This window comes from Rhizobium sp. M1 (assembly GCF_002531805.1).
Taxonomy (GTDB): Bacteria; Pseudomonadota; Alphaproteobacteria; order Rhizobiales; family Rhizobiaceae; genus Rhizobium; species Rhizobium etli_C.
This window is the reverse complement of the sequence record NZ_NWSW01000027.1, coordinates 54,047-71,121: the sequence shown is the minus strand read 5'-3', so window position 1 is coordinate 71,121 and position 17,075 is coordinate 54,047. Positions and strand designations below refer to the sequence as shown.

Here is a 17,075-nt window from a genome sequence, read left to right as displayed (position 1 = left end):
GCGCAATGAGGCAAGAGGGTAGGTTGGCATGTCGCCAGAATTTGCTCCACAAGCGACGCAACTCAAGGACGTATTGAGGTCACTGCGCTATACCCTCAAAAAGGGGCGCGACACGGTGAAGGAGACTGCGCCGCGCCGGCTCCCGGCACCGGCATCGGGGATCGCCCTTTCCGCATTGAGCGAGCTCGAAGTCCTTGCCCGCAACGTCGATCATTTCGTCTGCGATTTTGCACATTCCGTCTTGAGCGATCCCGCGACGAATTCCGAAAATATGCGCGAAATCGTTTCCTCTGCTCGGCCCGACCATAAGTTTTCGGTCGCCTATTATCAAACGATGAAACTCGTCTTGAGCCGTCTTGGCGCCAAGAGAGCGTTGGTGAGCCAAACTGCCGGCCGCCGTGCCTTCGCACGACTGGGTCATTCGCAAGATGTTTTCGAGCTTGCGGCCCAATTGACGTTGCAGCTGGCAGATGACGGCTCGATAACAATCGACCAGTTGGACGACCAATCACCGGTTGCGCACTCCAGGGTCATCGTCGTTGCAATTTTTGCAGCAATGCTCTCATTGCTCACGGAGACGGACGACGCTGACAGAGACGCGATCATCTCCGCCGCCACCGATCTTGCAGCCGCTGTTCAAGTGACGATTCAGGATCTCTATCAGAAGAAAGACATCTCGGCTCTGGCCTCGCTACTCAAACGGTGCGCAAGTCATGTTTGATTTGTCCCGGTCCGTGCACAATCTGCCTGGAACCAACAAACCGCTAAGGGTGGCGGTCAGGCAGCTGCACTGGTTCAAGGCAGCCTTTCATAAACATGTCGCACTCTGCCGCGAAGCAATGGCGTGCGAATTCGCGATTGACGACGTCAAGCTGGCGAGCGCCTTTGTTCGCTGGCTGGATAGTGTCGACCGTCAGAGACCGAAAGAGAGGGCGGAACGGCGCGAGTTTTTTCAGTTTGCACCCTCGCTGGTATTGCGCGAACTCGTAGCCGACATGCCGATCAAGGCGGTTTGCGCCCCCGCCAGCGTCGACCCGGGCTCGCCGGCGGCCTTCTGGCCGGAGGGATATGTGGCCACGACATTTTGCCTGACTGTGTATGCTGCCACGATGGACCAGGAATTCCACATTGACGTTCCCATCAATCAGATGGTGGATGATCTTCGCAGCTGGTGGTCTTTTCGGGAAAATGCGAACCAGGACATGGAGTACGCGGCGGGCTTTTTCCAGATGTTGCTGGGCAGCCAACCCAATTGGTGGATGCCGAGTAATTTCAGCGCTCGCATGCGCTCTGTAGACGACGTCGAGGCGTTTGAGCCCGTACCCCCACCAATCTGAGGGACGGTGGAAGTTGGTAGCATATCCGCACCGTTGTAGCTGCGTAACCGCGCGTGCCGCTGACAATGACTTCGCCCCGCATTGAAGAGTTGTATCCCGGGGTGGATCTTAGACTGAGTTGAGGAAAGCTTCGCCATACACGGCGTCAATGTGCGAGCGTCAGCCAGTCGCCGATCGTTGTCCCAAAACGTTGCATGGAACGTGTTGCGGGGATGGCCGGGCGCTCGGTGGCGATGGTCTTTCGGACTTCACGCGGGCTGAGCCCGAATTCATGACTGAAGGCGCGTGTGAAATTGGCTGCAACGTCGAAGCCGGCGGCCTCGGCAATCTCCGAGATCGGCCTGTTGTCGGTCGGGTTGGTAAGATCCGCATAGGCCTGCAGCAATCGACGTTTGCGAATGTAATTGAAGACGCCCCCGCTCGTTTCGAACAATTGGTAGAGCCGCGTCCGCGAGATGCCCAGCGCACGGCACATGACCTCCGGCGTCAAGCTATCGGAATGAAGATTGAGGTGAATAAAGCGATGCGCCCGCTCCATCAGCCCCATATTGGCCTGTTCCTGAGCGCGATCCAAACTTGTGGACGATGCGGCGCATGCAACGACCATATCGCCGATCGTCCGTATGATCCGCGGCACCTCCTCCACCGTCAAATTGCTGAGGTTCGCTTCCAGGCCGTTGATATAGCTGACGAGCAGTTCAGCCAGGCTACCGGAGAGGACGGTGTTGTTGGCGTTCTGCAGAAGACTCGCATCATGGGTCAGCAGTTCATAGCGCAGGAAGACGAGCACGGCGACTGAATCGGTCATCCGCCCGCGATACGGATAACCAAGCGACCTGAAAAATATCTCACCCGGGCCGGTCTCCGTTACATGGCGATTGGCCTCGGTCCAGGCCCGGCCGCTGCGCAGCACGCCGACATTCCAGTGATCGATTGGGCTCGATCGCAGCATGGCCTGATCGCGAATATAGCTGCATGCCTGCGCGCGCTGCTGGACGATGAGGATATCGCCGAGATGCCAGCCGGTCTGTTCCGCAAGAAAACCGTCGTCCTCTGATTTTCCGTCCGGCAGATGAACATCCACAAGCGGCGCCATGTGGGATCGCCAGGACTGGAACTGTTCTTTCGGCGGCAGGTCTTGCGTCGAAAATCGCAACGGCACCAGTGCCGGCGGAACGTCCGCCCGATGTTCTTTCTGCGGCGACGGTTCGCGCGGCCAGCGCCGCCGCTCCAAATGGGCCGGCCACTCCCGTCCACCAGCGGGGTCATCTCCAGACTCCGTAACCATCCAATTCCTCCAGCGCATAGCCGATCCGGGCTGTTGAAACTGAAGCAAGCAATCGTTTTCGCGGCTGAAACCTCCGCGCAACCCATCCGATGGAACCGAATCGACTGAAGCTCTACGTGCATAAGCTACTTATCATATTCCTATGCGAGCAGAAATGGACGCACCGATAATTTTCAGGATGCGGCGATAACGACAATCGCGTCCTGTTCCTGTATCTAATTAAGCAATGGTTAATTCCGAAAACGTTCGGAAATTCCAAAAAGCTCACTTGCCGGTGCCATGCAGTTTCAAAGCACCCTCAACGTGAAACGACACTTATTCAAAACAAAAAATGCGAGAACAGGAGGATAGGTCGTGAACTATCTGGGCAATATTCGTGCGCGCTTTGCGCGAGCGTCGGCTTACGACAGCAGTTCTTCTCCGCACAACCATCAGGCGCGAGGAAAAATTCCTATCGTCGATCGTGCGGGTTTTCCCTGCTCACATTCATGCGAGACGCTCCTGAGGCCGGACATCGGCAACTGATGGCGCGCGAAGGGTTGCGCGCAGCCGAGGCCGTCTGTGTCGATGCGTAATGAGCCCGAGGCTTGCACGCAACCCTTACTATATCCACCCACTGGCGAATTTTTGCGACGCTGCCCATGTGGCAGAATGGAGGCTAAGATGACTACCGCATGTGATGAGGAACATATCGAATTGAAGCCGCTTTCGAGCTGCAGACGAGAGGTCGAAGTCGCAATGGTTGAGATGCTCGTCAGTTTGCAGAAACATGGATGGTCGGCTGCGGAATTGGCATTGGCGCTCGCAGATGCCTCCGAAGATCTCGTCATGCTGATCGCGACCAAAAAGCTTCGACCGAATTAATGCGTGTCGCCCGGAAATGTGCGGCGGTTCCGGGACAACGACATGCATCAAAACAAGAGCTGAAGCGCGTCGCATGAATCAAATTTGACGCGACGCGCTTTAGAAAAATGATCGCAGGGAATTATGCTGCTTCTGTCTCAATGAGACGGCAGCACTGTCAGGCGCCGCAGTGATGTCCATCACATCAATCGCCGCGTCGGAGATGGATGGCGACGGTACGGGTCGTACACGAGCGGGATTGATCGTCCGCAAAGATGAGATCGAGGAAGCGGCCGCGATCCCAAGATACCACCACCCGATCTCGTCGATTTGTTCTCGAGCTTACTGGCCGGTTCGTTCGTCGAGGATGGAGAGTGCGTCCTGCAGTCTGAGTGCGGCCAGCGCTTCCGTTGCCTCATCAGGAGACCATCCTGCTTCCAGCGCTGCGGAGAGAACGAGCGATTCCGTTTGAAGCTCGAGCTTTTCATAAAGCGGCTCGATGGCTTCGCGGGCGGTGACAACGTGCTGGTCGGGCGGAGTAATGGGTGTCGCAGCAACCGTCGGCATAATGCTCCTCCTTTTGAACGCTAAGGTTCGAAACCCAATTGCAGGCATGCTTGTTCCGTTCACAATCGCATTTTCAGCCTTATCGCGGCTGACGAAAACTGTTCCGAACTCTGGACGGTCGCAACTCGCCCGTCCTCGGCGTCTCTGGGGTCGCAGCGAAACCTTCGCGCGATGAACGAACGCACAGGCTACCGCACAATTGCCGAAAGCGGAAGCGACTTGCGGTAATCATCGATCAAAGGGCGCGGCTATGAAGCGCGCCGCGACAGCTGCCGAAATTTCCGCCATTTCAGAAAGGCGCGGATGATGATGGCCGGCGGGATCTTCCTGTGGTCGCCGACCGTTCCCTGCCTGGCGAACGGCGCGTTCGGGTCGAGCAGAAAGGCGACCAGGAGGCTTGAGCTCTTCGCCTCTGCTTCGAGGCTGGCATCGGACAGATGCAGCCCCTGCTCGCCTTCGGCAAAGCTTTGCCCGTCGACGACGACGGCGCCGCTGAAGACGTAGAAATAGAGATCCCTGCCTTGCTTGCGCGGGAATTCCGCCCGCGCGCCCGCATCCAGCCGGATATCGAAGATGTCGACGGCGCTGCGGACATAAAACGGCGCGCCCTCCCCTTCCGGGCCGACCAGATGCCGCCAGACATTCGCCGCGGCCGCGGGGATCGGACCGTATTGAATTTTCGGATCGAGACCGGCCGCGGACGGACGGATGAGGATCTGCAGCATGCGCAGCGGCGGATCGGAGGCCAGCGTCTCCTCGGAATGCCAGAAGCCTGTTCCGGCATTCATCACCATCAGATGGTCGCGGTCGACCACCAGCCGGCCGGTGGCCTTGTCGTCGTGGCGCATCACGCCGTCCGGCACCCAGGAGACGATCTCGTCGTCCCGGTGCTCATGCATCGCGATCAGGCGGCCGGGGTTCAGCAGGGATTCGACGATCATGGCGAGAGGGCCGTGGCCGTGGTCACGCGGTTTCGGCTTCAGCCATCCCGGCATGTTGACGTGCGCGACGAAGCCTCCCGCATCCCGCACCACGAATGTTCGTTCGCCCTTGAGCAGCATCGCATCCTCCATGCCTGCCAGGCTGTGACGACACCAACTCTCCGCCGGAAAGATGTGTGAGAACGCCTGCTGCCATCAATCGAACACGTGCGCCGCTGGGGGCAAAGGCAGGTGGTGGTAATCGTCTTGCTGACGATGCCGATGAATGGCCTTAGTGGCAATCTGAAAACATCCGCTGCAACCGATTCGCTGACGGGATCTCCAATGACCATCGACGCCGCACGAAATCCGCATCCGATCTACTTTGCCGGCGCTTTTGCCACGGGCGGCCTCCTGACTTTCATGGTGCACCTGAACGGCGAACTGGCACGCTACGGGAATCCGCTGTTTTCGTCCTGGACCGCGCACGGCACCGGCATGGTCGCAGCCATCATTCTTCTGCTGCTGGTCCACCGGCGGCGCAGGCCGACGCCGAAACAGAGCCTGCGCGCGCCTCTATGGGCCTATCTCGGCGGGCTCTCGGGGGCGGCAACGGTGATGCTGACCTCGACGACGGTCAACTCCCCGCTCGGGCTCTCCGGCACCTTGGCTTTGGGGCTGGCAGGCCAGGTCGTCTTCAGCGTCGCGGCCGATAGCTGGGGGCTGTTCGGCATGCAAAAGCGGCATCCCGATAGACGTGACATCGTTGCGCTCGGCCTGGTTGTTGCCGGGGCGGTGCTGATCATCTTGTTCGGGCGAGGTGCGGCGTGACGCTCTTCGTTCTCCTCGCTTGCCTGGGCGGCGTGCTCGTCGGCCTCAGCCGTCAGCTCAATGGGCGGTTGAGCATCTCGACGACGCCGCTGATCGCATCCTTCTGGAATCACGCGATAGGTTTTGCCGCCCTCACCTGCCTCGGCCTCTTCGTCGGAGGCCTGCTTCCTGCGGGCGCCGCCGAGGCGCCCTGGTATGCCTATCTCGGCGGTCCGCTCGGCGTTGTCTTCGTGGCCGCCGGCAGCTGGGCGATTGCGCGGATCGGCGCGGTCAATTCGGCTCTGCTGATCATCGGCGGGCAGATGGTCACGGGGGTGGCGTTTGATTATATCAATGCGGTGCCGGCGTCCTTCTGGGCGAACGCCGGCGGAATTCTCCTCATCATCGGTGGAATGATGGTCAGCCGGGGACGGCGCAAGGTCGACGGTGAGCGATAATCAAGCCCCGCGCAGGTCGAAGAGCAAGGCAATCCTGAGGTGCGCGGGAATGCAAGCCTGTAGCAAGGCTGCTCCGAATGGCGGACGCCGCCTACCCGCAGATCATTCGGGCAACGGCCTCCTCAAGCGAGGTATTTCGTAAACCAGTCGGCCATCCGTTACTTGCTCTTTCACTCAGCTCTTAGTCGCCGGGCCACATTCATCAGCATACTGTCGGCGCTCCGTGCGCCGAGCAGGGAAAGCGAAACGTTTCCAGCGCCCCTGCCGATTGGAAAAGCCAGTTGCGGGCAGCCACCAAGACCTGAGAGACACAGAAGCTTGATGCAGGCGGAACGAAATGCGGCGAAACTTTCCGGCCCTGCATCGCGTGTGGGCGGGCTAACTGCCAATGTCGGAAGAGCAACAACCACACTTTCGCAAAGCAATCGGTCAATCTCCCCGGAAAAGAGCTTGCGGATCCTGCATGCCTCGCGCACGTCCTTTTCGTCCAGGCGCGAACCTGATCGAAGACGCGCGGCGATATCGGGAGAAATGGCTTCAGGACTCTGCTCAAAGAGCGCTTTGTTGCTTGCCCAGGCTTCTTTTTGCAGGATAGTGATGAACGCCACAGCAAGATCCGCCAGGCTGGCTGAGGATACAGAATCGATCTTACGGATAGGCATGGCCGCCGATCGAAGGCTGGCGATGATCTCATCGGCGGTCGCGTCGTCGATGGTTTCGAAGATATCTTCGGGAATGAGAATGGATATTGGTCGGTCATTTGCCGCGGGCATGCCGACGGCGCTCATCGCCGCGGCCATTGGTTCAAGGCTTGTCGTCATGAAACCCGGCACATCGAAGCTTGGCGCCAGCGGACGCACTGCCCTGTTGTCGAGGCTTCCATGTGTCGGTCGCCAGCCGATGAGGCCGTTGATGGCGGCGGGCAGCCGGATGGAGCCGGAAGTGTCGGTTCCAAGGCCGAGATCAGCAAGACCAGCGGCAACCGCGACGGCTGAACCGGACGACGATCCACCGGGAATAAGGTTAGGATCTCGCGGGTTTCTCGGCATGCCGAAATGGATGTTGCCGCCGATGAGGGAATAGGCGAGCTCGTCCGTATTGGTCTTGCCGACGAAACAGGCGCCGGCATCCAAGAGCGCCTGAACCAAAGGCGCCGTCGCCGTCTTGATGCCGGAGGCAGCGAGCACCGCGGCATTGCCGGCCGCGGTTGGATAGCCGGCCACGTCGAAAAGGTCCTTTACTGCGAGGCGCAGGCCAGAAAGCAAACCGATGGCCGCGTGGCCGATATCCGCGTCCGGATAGGGCATGAATGCATTCCACCGGTCCTGCACCTAACCGCTCCCTAGATCTTCAGATGCTGCAGGACACGGTTGCGGCTGTCCGGGCCATTGGGGCTTTCATCTTCGATCGCTCCAAGTTTGAGAATGGCCCAGCGGTCCGCCACCGAAAGGGCGAAATCCAGGTTCTGTTCGACCAGCAGGATAGTCGTGCCGCGTTGCTCACGGTCGTCCCTTAGCGCCTTGGCGATGTTCTGGACGACAGAGGGCTGCAGGCCTTCGGAGATTTCATCGATGAGCAGCAGCTTTGGCCGCAGCATCAGCGCCCGCGCCAGGATCAGCATCTTCTGCTCACCGCCCGAAAGCGTGCCGGCCTTCTGCGCCAGCCGGTCCTTCAGGAACGGGAAATAGCTGTAGACCCGCTCCAGGGCGGACGCCAGATCCCGATCGCCTTTGAGCGCCAAGCGCAGATTGTCGCGGATGGAAAGATCTTGAAACAGCGGCAATTCCTGAGGGGCATAGCCGATGCCGGAAGCGATGAGCTCGGTGGGCTTCCTCTCGGTGATATCAGCACCATCGACCTCGATCTTGCCTTTGCCGACACGCAGGAAGCCGAGGATCGTCTTCAGCAGTGTCGTTTTGCCCATGCCGTTTTTGCCCATGAGGGTGAAGATCTCGCCGGGCCGGATGGCGAGCGACACGCCGTTGACGACATTCACCGCGCCATATCCGCTCGATACGCCGCTGAGCTTGAGTTTGAACGGGTCAGCCATGAGCGCCTCCTGCATAGATGGTGCGAACCGTCTCCGAATTGACCACGTCGTTCACCGTGCCGTCGAGAACGAGCTTGCCCTGGTGGAGAACCACGATGCGGCTCGATATCTCGCGCACGAAATCCAGATCGTGTTCGACCAGGATGGCGGCGAAACCCATCTGGTCCGTCAGTTTCTTGAGGATAATGCCGATGGTCATGCGCTCGGTCTTGGTAAGACCCGCGGTCGGCTCGTCGAGAAGAATGACGCGTGGTTCCAGAGTGACGACCATCGCCAGTTCGAGAGCCTGCCTTTGACCGTGCGACAGTAGCGAGACCGGTTTGTCCAGCATATCAGCCATACCGGTGAGCGTCAGGATTTCGGCGGCTGCTGCCGGCAGCATGATCTCGGCGGCCGATCGCATCGGGTTGGGTCTCTCGCGGCTGAGACGCGCCATCTTCAGGCATTCGCCAACGGTCATGCTGTCGAAGATGCTGGCGACCTGGAATTTGCGGCCGACGCCGAGCGCGACGATCCGTTCGGGTGCACGACCGGCGATATTCGTGCCGAAGATATCCACTTGACCTTCGATCTGCTGGGTGCCGTCGGACAGACAACGCATCAGCGTGGTCTTGCCGGCGCCGTTCGGGCCGACCAGGCTGACGAGTTCTCCGGCGCCGATCTCGAGTTCGATGCCCTTGAGGACGGAGAGGCTGCCATAGGACTTGCCGAGACCGCGGATCGACAGGAGGCTTTCGCTTGCCAGTGCACCCTCCTTGGCGACGATGCGCGTCGGCAGGGACTTCAGAGTGCTGTTGGAGTTTGCGACCTTAAGGAAGCGCGTTACCAGCGAGGCGAGGCCGCCCGGTAAAAGGATGATCATGACGACGAAGAGCGCCCCGACGATCAGTTGCCACAGGAAGGGCAGATCGCCCGAAAGACTGGCGCTCAGATAATCGATGCCGATAGCACCGAACAAGGGCCCGATGATCGTTCCCCGGCCACCGAGCGCCGTCCAGACGACGAGTTCAGTGCCGAATACGAAGCCGGTGTTTTCAGGTGCGACGACGCCGGACGCATTGGCATAGAGGAAGCCCGCCAGGCCGCATACGCCGGCGAGAGCGCCCGTCAAAACGATTTTCAACCGGGCTGGGTTCATGCCCAGATAGGCGACGCGGGCTTCATTGTCGCGGATTGCCACAAGCAGACGGCCGGCGTCCGACCGGACAAAGACGATCGCAACAATGGCCAATGCCAGCAGGCAGGCGCCCGACAGGCGGAAATAGCCGGGAAGCCCGAGCGGCAGAGTGTCGTAACCGACAAGGCCGCTCGAGGAACCGGTCCAGGTGCCGCCCGAAAAGACGAGTTGTGTGACGACGATCGGCACAACGAGCGAGATCACGGTGGCATAGAGCGGTGTCGATCCGTGATAGAACGACAGCCAGCCGACGGCGAGGCCAAGCACGAGCGGAACGAGCACGGCGGCGACAAGGGCGACGACGAAAAGCCCCGGGCTTGCGCCGACATGGGTGAGAACCATGGCGGTGGAATAGGCGCCGACGCCAAAGAATGCCGCCTGCCCGAAGGTGAGAACGCCCGTATATCCCCAGAGCAGGTCGACGGTGATCGCCAGCATGGCGTAGATCATCGAACGTGTCAGGACGTTGAGGCTGAAGCGGCCGAGAAACATCGGTCCGAAGACGATCAGCAGGAGGGCTGCAAGCGCCAGCGCCAGAAGAAGGACAAGCCGGAGTTTTTGTCTGTCACGCACGGGCAAATCCTTTCGGGCGTATGCGCAGTGTGATTGCGCAGAGGACGGCCACGGTGATGCCGCCGAGGATTGGGCTGAAATAGATGCTGACGAGCACCTGAGCGGCCCCGAAGATGAGGCAGGCGGCGGCAAGCGCGGCGAAGGAAGAGCCTGCAACCATCACCAGCATGAAGGCGCCCGTTAGCCAGGCGACGCCCATATTGGGATCGACGCTGGTCAGCGGCGCGAGCAGTACGCCTGCGAGGGCGGCAAGGCCGGCGCCGATCATGAAGGTCGCGAGCCGCACCTTTTCGGTATCGATACCGAGTCCGCGCGCCAGCGTTTCGTTCATGATGACTGCCCGGGCGGAAAGACCAAGCCTTGTGCCATCGAGTAGCAAGGTGAAGCCGAGACCCAGAGCGATCGCCGCGACAATGGCGAAAAGACGGTAGGATGAGTACCCGGTTCCAAAGAGATCGAAGGTGCCGGGCAGGAGCGCCGGCGCGAACTGCACGTCGCGGCCAAACCAGAGCGTGATCAGCTGGCCGATGACGATGCCAAGGCCCCAGGTTGCAAGAATGGCGTCGAGCGGGCGACGATAGAGAGGCCGCACGATGAACCGTTCGGCAACACCTCCGAGGATCGCTCCGACCAGGAAGGCGAAGGGAATGGCAAGCCATGGATTGAGGCCGAACCCGCTGACGACGACAGCGCAGTAGGCCCCGATCGTCAGCCACGCGCCATGCGCGAAATTGATGATCTTCAGCACGCCGAAGATCGCGAGCAGCCCGGCGGCAACGATGAAGAGAATGGCCGCAGAGCTGACAATATCGAGAAAGAGCGTCATTTCTAGAACTCCGATGCTGGAGGCGGGGCGCCTGCCCCGCCACGCTGGTTTCAGAGATTCGGGCACTGATCGCCGGGATCGACGTCCTTGAAGCTATCGACGACCGCCACGCTGCCGTCGTCCTTCACCTGCCCAAGATACATCGTCAGTGGCGCATGGTGCTGCTTGTTCATCGAGATCTTGCCGCGCGGACCGGTGAAGGATACGTCGGGAAGGGCTTTGAGCACGTCCGCCGTATCGGTGCTGCCGGCCTTCTCGACGGCTGCCTTGTAAAGGTAGATCGCCTCATATTGCGGCACGGAAAGATCGTTCGGCGTGCGCAGTTCCTTGCCGAACTTCTTTTCCATGGCCGAAAGAAAGGCCTTGTTGTCTGGGCTGTCGATACCGGTGACGTAGGATGCGGAGAGAAAGATGTCCTTGGCATCCGCACCCATGCTCTTGGCGGTGCCTTCGTCGACCGCGAGATTGCCGTAAGGCAGAGTGACGCCAGACGAGCGCAGTTGCTTGGTCAAGGTCACGTTCGGTGCGCCGCCGGCCGTCGAGGTGATGATGGCATCAGCGCCGGAGGAGCGGACCTTGGAGATGATGGCCGTCCAGTCGCTGCCGTCCATCGGCAGATACTCTTCGCCGACCACCTGAGCGCCCGCTTTTTCGATATAGGTCTTGGCGAAAGTAAGCATGCCGCGTCCGAAGGCATAATCCGATCCAATCAGGAAGAACTTCTTTGCACCCTGTTTGCCGATGAAATTGTCGACGACAGGCGGCACCTGCTGTTCTGGAACCCAGGCATCGACGAAAAGATTGGTGTTGCAGGATTTGCCTTCGTAGAACGACGTGTAGATGTATGGCACGTCACCCTTGGAAATGATCGGCAGGCCGGCATTGCGCGCAGCGCTCGTCTCCATGGAGATGACGACGTTCACTTCCTTCTGGAAAACCAGGGAATCGAAGGCCTTTTGCGCACCGGCAGCACCTGACGCGTCGTCGGCGATCTCGAGTTCCAATGGCCGCCCGAGAACGCCGCCTTTGGCGTTGATTTCTTCGACGGCGAGTTCCGCAGCTTGGACGACGGACGGCGCAACCACGCTGTTTGCGCCTGATAGCCCGACCGGCACCCCGATCTTGATCGGATCCTCGGCGAAAGCTGCCGTGGCGAATGCCGCGGATGCCAGTGTCAGGATGATGGGTTTCATTTGCATTTTTGTTCCCCTTTCTTGAATGGGTCGATGTTACCCGTAGACATCGGCTCGGCGGTCGCCGAGCAGATGATTGAAACTGTTGAGCGTGCGGGTCTCCGTCACGCTCGACAGATCGATTTGCGCAAGGAGGATTTCCTCGCGATCGGCACTGGCCGGACCGGATATTGGCCAGCCTTGCGGGCCGACGATAAGGCTGCGACCGATGAAGGACTGGCCGCGCTCGACGCCGATCCGGTCGGCGCAGGCGATGTAAAGACCATTGGTATGGGCGGCCGCCTTGTGCAGGATATTCGCCATCGGTTCGGCCGCACTTTCCGCACCCACCATCGGTACCCAGTTGGTGGGCACGCAGACCAGTTCCGCGCCGGCCAGCGCCAACTCGCGAAATGTTTCCGGAAACCAGCCGTCGTAGCAGATGGCGATGCCGATGCGGCCGAAGGGCAGGTCGAATACCGGCAGCCCGAGATCACCTTTTTTGAAAAGACGGTTTTCGTTGTTCCACAGATGGAGCTTGCGGTACTTGCCGATATATCCCTCGGGACCACAGAGAAGTGCGCTGTTGTAAAACCGGTCGCCATCCCGCTCGGCAACGCCGCTGACGATGTGAAGGCCAAGCTCCCCGGCAAGGCGGCGGAACGCCTCGGCACTCGGGCCGCCGGGTACCGGGCCGGCCAATGCGGCAACCTCCTCGCCGTCACGGAAGCTATAGCCGCTATCGGCGAGTTCCGGCAGAACGACGATCTCCGCGCCCTTGGCCTTCGCCGCCCTCGCCAGCCGCTCTATGGCCGCGAGGTTATGGGCGCGATCACCGACGATCGGTTCGAACTGGACGGTTGCGACTGTTGCCGTCCGCGCTGTTGAGGTCTTGACACTCAATCTCGTCTCCAAACGCAAAAAACCTCTGGCACGGAATTCAATCCGTGAACCAGAGGCTACATAGCCATGATGTGAATGCGGCAGCCCTGCCGCTGAGCAAACCTGCTCGTTATCTTTAGGCTGGCACGAAAGAATGTGACCGTCAAGCCGCCTTAGCAGGCATTTTCGAAGCCGGCAGTTCGAGCGACTTAAGGTTGATTTTTTCCGCCGATGGAAAGCCCGAGGCTTTTCATGGTGTCTTGCGCGGCGATGATGGATTCGGCGATCGTCGCCATCGGAACGCGCTTGGACGTCGCCTGATCGCGCAGGAGCTTGTAGGCCGCCTCCTCGTCCAGACCGTTCATGGCCCGCAGCGCTGAAACCGCTTTTTCCACAAGCCGGCGACTCTTCAAGGTTTCCTCGAGTTTCTGCACCTTGCCGGCGAGCCGTTTTTCGTAGCTCTGCCGATAGCGTGCAAGCACAAATTGCGTCAGGATGCCGAGCGGGCGCAACGGTTTGCTGATCACGCCGTGGGCGTTGAGATCGATGATGGCCTGGAGGGCGGTCGGGCTCTCATATGTTACGATGGCGATGATCGCGGTCTGCTGGAGGTCGATGATCTCAAGCGCGTGCTCGACATGCACATCCTCGATATGCAGGAAAACGGTGTCTATGTCGGGAGGCAAGGATGGCGGAAGCGGCCAGGTCGCCCGGACCTCGCAGCCAAGGCGCTTGAGGTGAGCGATCAGCACGTTGCCGTCCTCGTCGCGCGGATGGACGACAAGAACGCGTGCGCGCCGCAGATCCTGAACGATCCGGCTGGGTCCCGCCATCTCAGGCCTCCAACCAAACGTCTTCGAACCGCGACGCCGTCAGGTACGGGTCCGGCCGGACCGGGCCGGGCGCTTGCCAGGCAATGTCGAAAAGCCCGTCGGCCCGCGCCACGCCGATGCGGGGATGCAGCCAGAGATGACGGGTATCGGTGTCGAAGTTGATCCGGCCCTCTGGAGCAAGAAAGTCCTCCAGGAGAATTTCTTCGGAAATACGATGGGTATCGAGCGAGCCAGCCCGGGCAAGCGCACGGGCGAAGAGGTGAACCTGCGCATAGGCTGGCTGCGACCACACGCTCGTCGTGCAGTCCTGGCCGAAACGGGCCTTGAACGCACTTACAAAGCGCTCATTTGCCTCGTTCTCGACCGTCTGGAAATACGTCGCCGAAAGAATATGGCCGGTGCAAGCGTCGGCTCCGATCTCGCGGATCTCGCTCTCGGCCATGGTCAGGCTGGCGATCGGAACCTTCTTGCGATCGATTCCGGCCTCGGCATACATGCGGTAAAAGCGCTGCGCCGGCCGGCCGATGATCGTCGAGAAAATAGCATCGGGCTGAAGGCGGACAATATCGGAAATAACCGAACGCAAGGTTTGTTCGTCGGCATGAAGGGGAAGATATCGCTCGCTGACGACTTCGCCGCCCTTTGCTTCTACCACATCGCGCATCACCCGATTGGATTCGCGCGGATAGATATAATCCGCGCCGACGAAGAGGATGCGGCGTCCATGGTGGCGGAGAAGATATTCCGCGAGCGCGAAAGTATTCTGATTGAGGGTGGCGCCGGTATAGACGACGTTCTCCGAATATTCGAAACCTTCATACATCGACGGATAAAACAGCAGTCCATTGTGCCGCTCGACGATCGGCAGCACGGCCTTTCGGCTGGCCGACATCGAGCCACCGAAAATGATGTTGACGTCGTCGTCCGCCAGCAAGCGCCGCGCCAGATTGCGATAGGCGGTTTGGTCCCCGCCGGGATCATAGGCGATCGGGACAATGGGCTTGCCAAGCACGCCGCCCGCCGCATTGACTTCCTCGATCGCAAGTGCGGTGCCAAGAAAGTGCTCGGTTTCCGTAACTTCGCTAATTCCGCTTCTGGAAAACAGCACTCCCACCCGCCATTCGGAGCTTGTCATCTTTGCCTTTTCCGACGTGTTGGAGGATCGAAAGCGGTGAATGCCTCAGTTCCGCGCCTTCGACTTCCATACCCTTAGTGCTTTTTAATGGGATGCTGCAAGCGGGTACGATGCGGGGTCGCTGTCCCAGTGGACGAAGACGGGACGACATCGGCATCCGGCCCGGAAATCGCGGTACAAATTTTGCTGAGTGCAACCCAACGAATGTCGGGAACCGTCGATCCCTATCTGTGGCCGGTCCCCATTCTCATACATTTGCATCAAATCCGATATAGGCGAGCGGCGTTATGATGAAATAAGGCAAGCTGCTCGTCGCCGGTGTAGTTCGCTGTAATCACCTTGAAGGCGTCCATGATCTTGTCGTAGCTGCCGAACAGCTTGTCGACCGGGAAGTTCGAAGCGAACATGCACCTCTCGACGCCGAACGCTGCAATCGCCTCCTCCACATAGGGCCTGATGCTTTCGACCGTCCAGGTCCAGTCGCCCATTCCGAGGCCTGAGATTTTGCAGGCCACATTGGGCGCCTGCGCAAGCATGCGCATCCCACTTCGCCACCCCTCGAGATGGCTTGGGCCGTCGACCTGCATGCCTGTGTGGTTCAGTATGATCTGCACGTCGGGAAAGTCGCGGGCAAGATCGAGAAATTCTTCCATCTGCCAGTAGTAGAGCTGGAGGTCGAAACTGAGATCCCGTCGGGCAAGTTCCTTGAAGCCCCTGCGCCATTCCGGCGTGCGGCTAACGCCAGGTTCGGTCAGGTAGGTCTTGGCAGGATCCTGGTGATAGTTCATCGACTGCCGGATGCCGCGGAAGTTCGCGAAAGTCATGTGCTCGTCGAGGAGATCGCCGACGTCGGGTCTGCGGAAATCGGCATATCCGACGATGCCGTGAGGAAAACCGTGCTTGTCGGCCACGCCCTGCAGCCACCGCGTCTCGCCGGCCGGATCCTTCGGATCGTATCCGACGTCGAGGTGGACTGCCTTCACCAGGTTCTGATTCCTGGCGTCCGCCAGGAAGTCGTCGATGAGGTAAGTCTTGTTGATGGCGGTATAGTCGCCGAAGGCAGACTGTTTCACGCCGTCCGACAGCCACGGATAGTAGTTGTTGTCGAGATCCCAGAGATGAAAATGCGGATCGATGATCGGGAGGTCTTTCATGCCTGCGGCCCTTCAAGAGATTGCCGAAAAGGACGCCGGCCAGAACAGCCGGCGTCCACACCACCTTAGTTGGCGGGCGGGAACACCCGCGCGATGACGGCCTTCGCTTCCGGCGCGTCGACCTTATCGGCCGTCACCAGCGGCATGACGAGAGCGAGGTCTTTCTTGACCGGCGCGCCGGAGATTGCATTGAACACCTGCTGCGTCCCGTCTATTCCTTGTCCGACCGCCTCCTGGAAGAAGATGCCCTGGATGGCGTTCGACTTCAGCAGCGAGATCGTCGTCGGGCTGCCGTCTGCAACCGCAATGCCGACCTTGCCGGTAAGACCGCGGGTCTGCAGCACTTTCGCGGCACCTGTCCCGGCCTCATCATACATGCCGTAAATGGCCTTGATATCAGGATGGGCGGTGAGCATGTCATTGGCCTGCGTGACCGCCTCGTTGACGGTAAGCCCCCTGGTCTCCAGCATCTGCGCCAGATCGCAGCCGCTCGCCTTGAACGCTTCTTCCGCCCCCTTCAGATATTTCTGGGCGTTCTCGCGGTCCTGCGGCAATGAGAGCATGCCGACCTGGTTGCCGCCGCGGTCCTTGGCAAGCTTGCAGACGAATTCGCCCTGCGCCTTGCCGGTCTCGTAATTGTTTGCCGTAACCGACGACGTGTAGTCGGTCTGGCCGGGCTGCGGGCCGATGCCGGCGAAGGCGATCGGGATGTTCTGCGATTTCAAATAGGCGAGGAGCGGCGGCGTGCTCGTCGAGCTCACGGGGCCGATCACGATCGCGTCGACGCCCTTGGTCACGGCAGTGCGGGCATTGTCCATCTGCTTGGCCGGCGAATTTTCCGACGTGTACTCGACATAGTCCATGCCGAGTTCCTTGGCCTTCTCCTTCACGCCATAGCCGACCCACTGCCAGTAGGAGATGTCAAGCGACGGCGCCAGGTACGCCACGGTCTTCTTTTCCTCAGCATGGGCGGCAGCCGAAAGTGAAAGGGCCACCATTGCAACGCCGGCAAACAACCTCATTGCGTGTTTCGTGCTTTTCATTTTCATT

Annotated in this window: 19 protein-coding genes; 6 read left to right on the top strand and 13 right to left on the bottom strand. The window is 60.0% G+C overall.

All coding sequences use genetic code 11. From position 1 onward, the window contains the following. Positions 1-28 precede the first annotated feature (28 nt). Positions 29-721 carry a hypothetical protein gene (locus CO655_RS24630; protein ID WP_141514357.1) on the top strand — a complete coding sequence of 231 codons (693 nt, stop codon included), beginning with the start codon at positions 29-31 and terminating at the stop codon, positions 719-721. After that, complete coding sequence (locus CO655_RS24625) at positions 714-1,337, top strand: hypothetical protein (RefSeq protein ID WP_097608674.1); 624 nt, start codon at positions 714-716, stop codon at positions 1,335-1,337. The genes CO655_RS24630 and CO655_RS24625 overlap by 8 nt, the downstream gene beginning before the upstream one ends. 145 nt (positions 1,338-1,482) lie before the next feature. Here CO655_RS24625 and CO655_RS24620 read toward each other — a convergent pair whose 3' ends face one another. Further along, complete coding sequence (locus CO655_RS24620; protein WP_097608673.1) at positions 1,483-2,625, bottom strand: AraC family transcriptional regulator; 1,143 nt, start codon at positions 2,623-2,625, stop codon at positions 1,483-1,485. A 354-nt stretch (positions 2,626-2,979) separates the two neighbouring features. Here CO655_RS24620 and CO655_RS33940 point away from each other — a divergent pair, with 354 nt between their 5' ends. Both CO655_RS33940 and CO655_RS24615 read left to right on the top strand, forming a co-directional pair. Beyond that, positions 2,980-3,150: a hypothetical protein gene (locus CO655_RS33940; RefSeq protein ID WP_170965064.1), complete on the top strand. Its 171-nt coding sequence runs from the start codon at positions 2,980-2,982 to the stop codon at positions 3,148-3,150. A gap of 138 nt (positions 3,151-3,288) precedes the next feature. Continuing rightward, a complete protein-coding gene (locus CO655_RS24615) occupies positions 3,289-3,489 on the top strand; it encodes a hypothetical protein (protein ID WP_097582271.1) in 201 nt (66 codons plus the stop codon). A 321-nt stretch (positions 3,490-3,810) separates the two neighbouring features. Here the strand turns inward: CO655_RS24615 and CO655_RS24610 are convergent, their stop codons facing one another. Both CO655_RS24610 and CO655_RS24605 read right to left on the bottom strand, forming a co-directional pair. Next, positions 3,811-4,035 carry a hypothetical protein gene (locus tag CO655_RS24610; RefSeq protein ID WP_064684578.1) on the bottom strand — a complete coding sequence of 75 codons (225 nt, stop codon included), beginning with the start codon at positions 4,033-4,035 and terminating at the stop codon, positions 3,811-3,813. A 248-nt stretch (positions 4,036-4,283) separates the two neighbouring features. Continuing rightward, positions 4,284-5,096, bottom strand: a complete 813-nt coding sequence (locus tag CO655_RS24605; RefSeq protein WP_097667201.1) for a pirin family protein — start codon at positions 5,094-5,096, stop codon at positions 4,284-4,286. 204 nt (positions 5,097-5,300) lie between these two features. Between CO655_RS24605 and CO655_RS24600 the strand changes: the two genes are divergently transcribed. Further along, complete coding sequence (locus tag CO655_RS24600) at positions 5,301-5,786, top strand: DMT family transporter (RefSeq protein ID WP_097667200.1); 486 nt, start codon at positions 5,301-5,303, stop codon at positions 5,784-5,786. Then, the gene (locus tag CO655_RS24595; RefSeq protein WP_010027914.1) at positions 5,783-6,223 is read left to right on the top strand and encodes a DMT family transporter; all 441 of its coding nucleotides are present in this window, start codon (positions 5,783-5,785) and stop codon (positions 6,221-6,223) included. Before CO655_RS24600 ends, CO655_RS24595 begins: the two co-directional genes overlap by 4 nt. Before the next feature lie 170 nt (positions 6,224-6,393). On the opposite strand, the gene CO655_RS24590 is transcribed toward CO655_RS24595, so the two are convergent. The 10 genes from CO655_RS24590 to CO655_RS24545 all read right to left on the bottom strand — a co-directional run bounded on the left by CO655_RS24590 (position 6,394) and on the right by CO655_RS24545 (position 17,068). Then, a complete protein-coding gene (locus CO655_RS24590) occupies positions 6,394-7,554 on the bottom strand; it encodes an amidase family protein (protein ID WP_097667188.1) in 1,161 nt (386 codons plus the stop codon). 11 nt (positions 7,555-7,565) lie between these two features. Beyond that, entirely contained in the window at positions 7,566-8,273 is a 708-nt protein-coding gene (locus CO655_RS24585) for an ABC transporter ATP-binding protein (protein ID WP_097667199.1), read from the bottom strand. Continuing rightward, entirely contained in the window at positions 8,266-10,023 is a 1,758-nt protein-coding gene (locus tag CO655_RS24580) for an ATP-binding cassette domain-containing protein (protein WP_245423903.1), read from the bottom strand. The genes CO655_RS24585 and CO655_RS24580 overlap by 8 nt, the downstream gene beginning before the upstream one ends. After that, on the bottom strand, positions 10,016-10,849 hold the full coding sequence (locus CO655_RS24575; protein ID WP_097667186.1) for a branched-chain amino acid ABC transporter permease: 834 nt from the start codon (positions 10,847-10,849) through the stop codon (positions 10,016-10,018). Before CO655_RS24575 ends, CO655_RS24580 begins: the two co-directional genes overlap by 8 nt. A 50-nt stretch (positions 10,850-10,899) precedes the next feature. Further along, positions 10,900-12,048 carry a substrate-binding protein gene (locus CO655_RS24570; RefSeq protein WP_097608669.1) on the bottom strand — a complete coding sequence of 383 codons (1,149 nt, stop codon included), beginning with the start codon at positions 12,046-12,048 and terminating at the stop codon, positions 10,900-10,902. 30 nt (positions 12,049-12,078) lie between these two features. Beyond that, a complete protein-coding gene (locus CO655_RS24565) occupies positions 12,079-12,924 on the bottom strand; it encodes a nitrilase family protein (protein WP_097667185.1) in 846 nt (281 codons plus the stop codon). A 188-nt stretch (positions 12,925-13,112) separates the two neighbouring features. Next, the gene (locus tag CO655_RS24560; RefSeq protein ID WP_010030221.1) at positions 13,113-13,736 is read right to left on the bottom strand and encodes an ANTAR domain-containing protein; all 624 of its coding nucleotides are present in this window, start codon (positions 13,734-13,736) and stop codon (positions 13,113-13,115) included. Between the two features lies 1 nt (position 13,737). After that, entirely contained in the window at positions 13,738-14,871 is a 1,134-nt protein-coding gene (locus CO655_RS24555) for a transporter substrate-binding domain-containing protein (RefSeq protein WP_097608667.1), read from the bottom strand. A gap of 260 nt (positions 14,872-15,131) precedes the next feature. After that, positions 15,132-16,025, bottom strand: a complete 894-nt coding sequence (locus CO655_RS24550; RefSeq protein ID WP_097667184.1) for an amidohydrolase — start codon at positions 16,023-16,025, stop codon at positions 15,132-15,134. A gap of 65 nt (positions 16,026-16,090) precedes the next feature. Further along, complete coding sequence (locus tag CO655_RS24545; RefSeq protein ID WP_097667198.1) at positions 16,091-17,068, bottom strand: substrate-binding domain-containing protein; 978 nt, start codon at positions 17,066-17,068, stop codon at positions 16,091-16,093. Positions 17,069-17,075 lie beyond the last annotated feature (7 nt).

Coding starts and splice junctions, on each gene's coding strand:
- CO655_RS24630 (WP_141514357.1), top strand. CDS start 29: ATGTCGCCAGAATTTGCTCCACAAGCGACGCAACTCAAGGACGTATTG.
- CO655_RS24625 (WP_097608674.1), top strand. CDS start 714: ATGTTTGATTTGTCCCGGTCCGTGCACAATCTGCCTGGAACCAACAAA.
- CO655_RS24620 (WP_097608673.1), bottom strand. CDS start 2,625: ATGGTTACGGAGTCTGGAGATGACCCCGCTGGTGGACGGGAGTGGCCG.
- CO655_RS24615 (WP_097582271.1), top strand. CDS start 3,289: ATGACTACCGCATGTGATGAGGAACATATCGAATTGAAGCCGCTTTCG.
- CO655_RS24610 (WP_064684578.1), bottom strand. CDS start 4,035: ATGCCGACGGTTGCTGCGACACCCATTACTCCGCCCGACCAGCACGTT.
- CO655_RS24605 (WP_097667201.1), bottom strand. CDS start 5,096: ATGCTGCTCAAGGGCGAACGAACATTCGTGGTGCGGGATGCGGGAGGC.
- CO655_RS24600 (WP_097667200.1), top strand. CDS start 5,301: ATGACCATCGACGCCGCACGAAATCCGCATCCGATCTACTTTGCCGGC.
- CO655_RS24585 (WP_097667199.1), bottom strand. CDS start 8,273: ATGGCTGACCCGTTCAAACTCAAGCTCAGCGGCGTATCGAGCGGATAT.
- CO655_RS24575 (WP_097667186.1), bottom strand. CDS start 10,849: ATGACGCTCTTTCTCGATATTGTCAGCTCTGCGGCCATTCTCTTCATC.
- CO655_RS24570 (WP_097608669.1), bottom strand. CDS start 12,048: ATGCAAATGAAACCCATCATCCTGACACTGGCATCCGCGGCATTCGCC.
- CO655_RS24560 (WP_010030221.1), bottom strand. CDS start 13,736: ATGGCGGGACCCAGCCGGATCGTTCAGGATCTGCGGCGCGCACGCGTT.
- CO655_RS24555 (WP_097608667.1), bottom strand. CDS start 14,871: ATGACAAGCTCCGAATGGCGGGTGGGAGTGCTGTTTTCCAGAAGCGGA.
- CO655_RS24550 (WP_097667184.1), bottom strand. CDS start 16,025: ATGAAAGACCTCCCGATCATCGATCCGCATTTTCATCTCTGGGATCTC.
- CO655_RS24545 (WP_097667198.1), bottom strand. CDS start 17,068: ATGAAAAGCACGAAACACGCAATGAGGTTGTTTGCCGGCGTTGCAATG.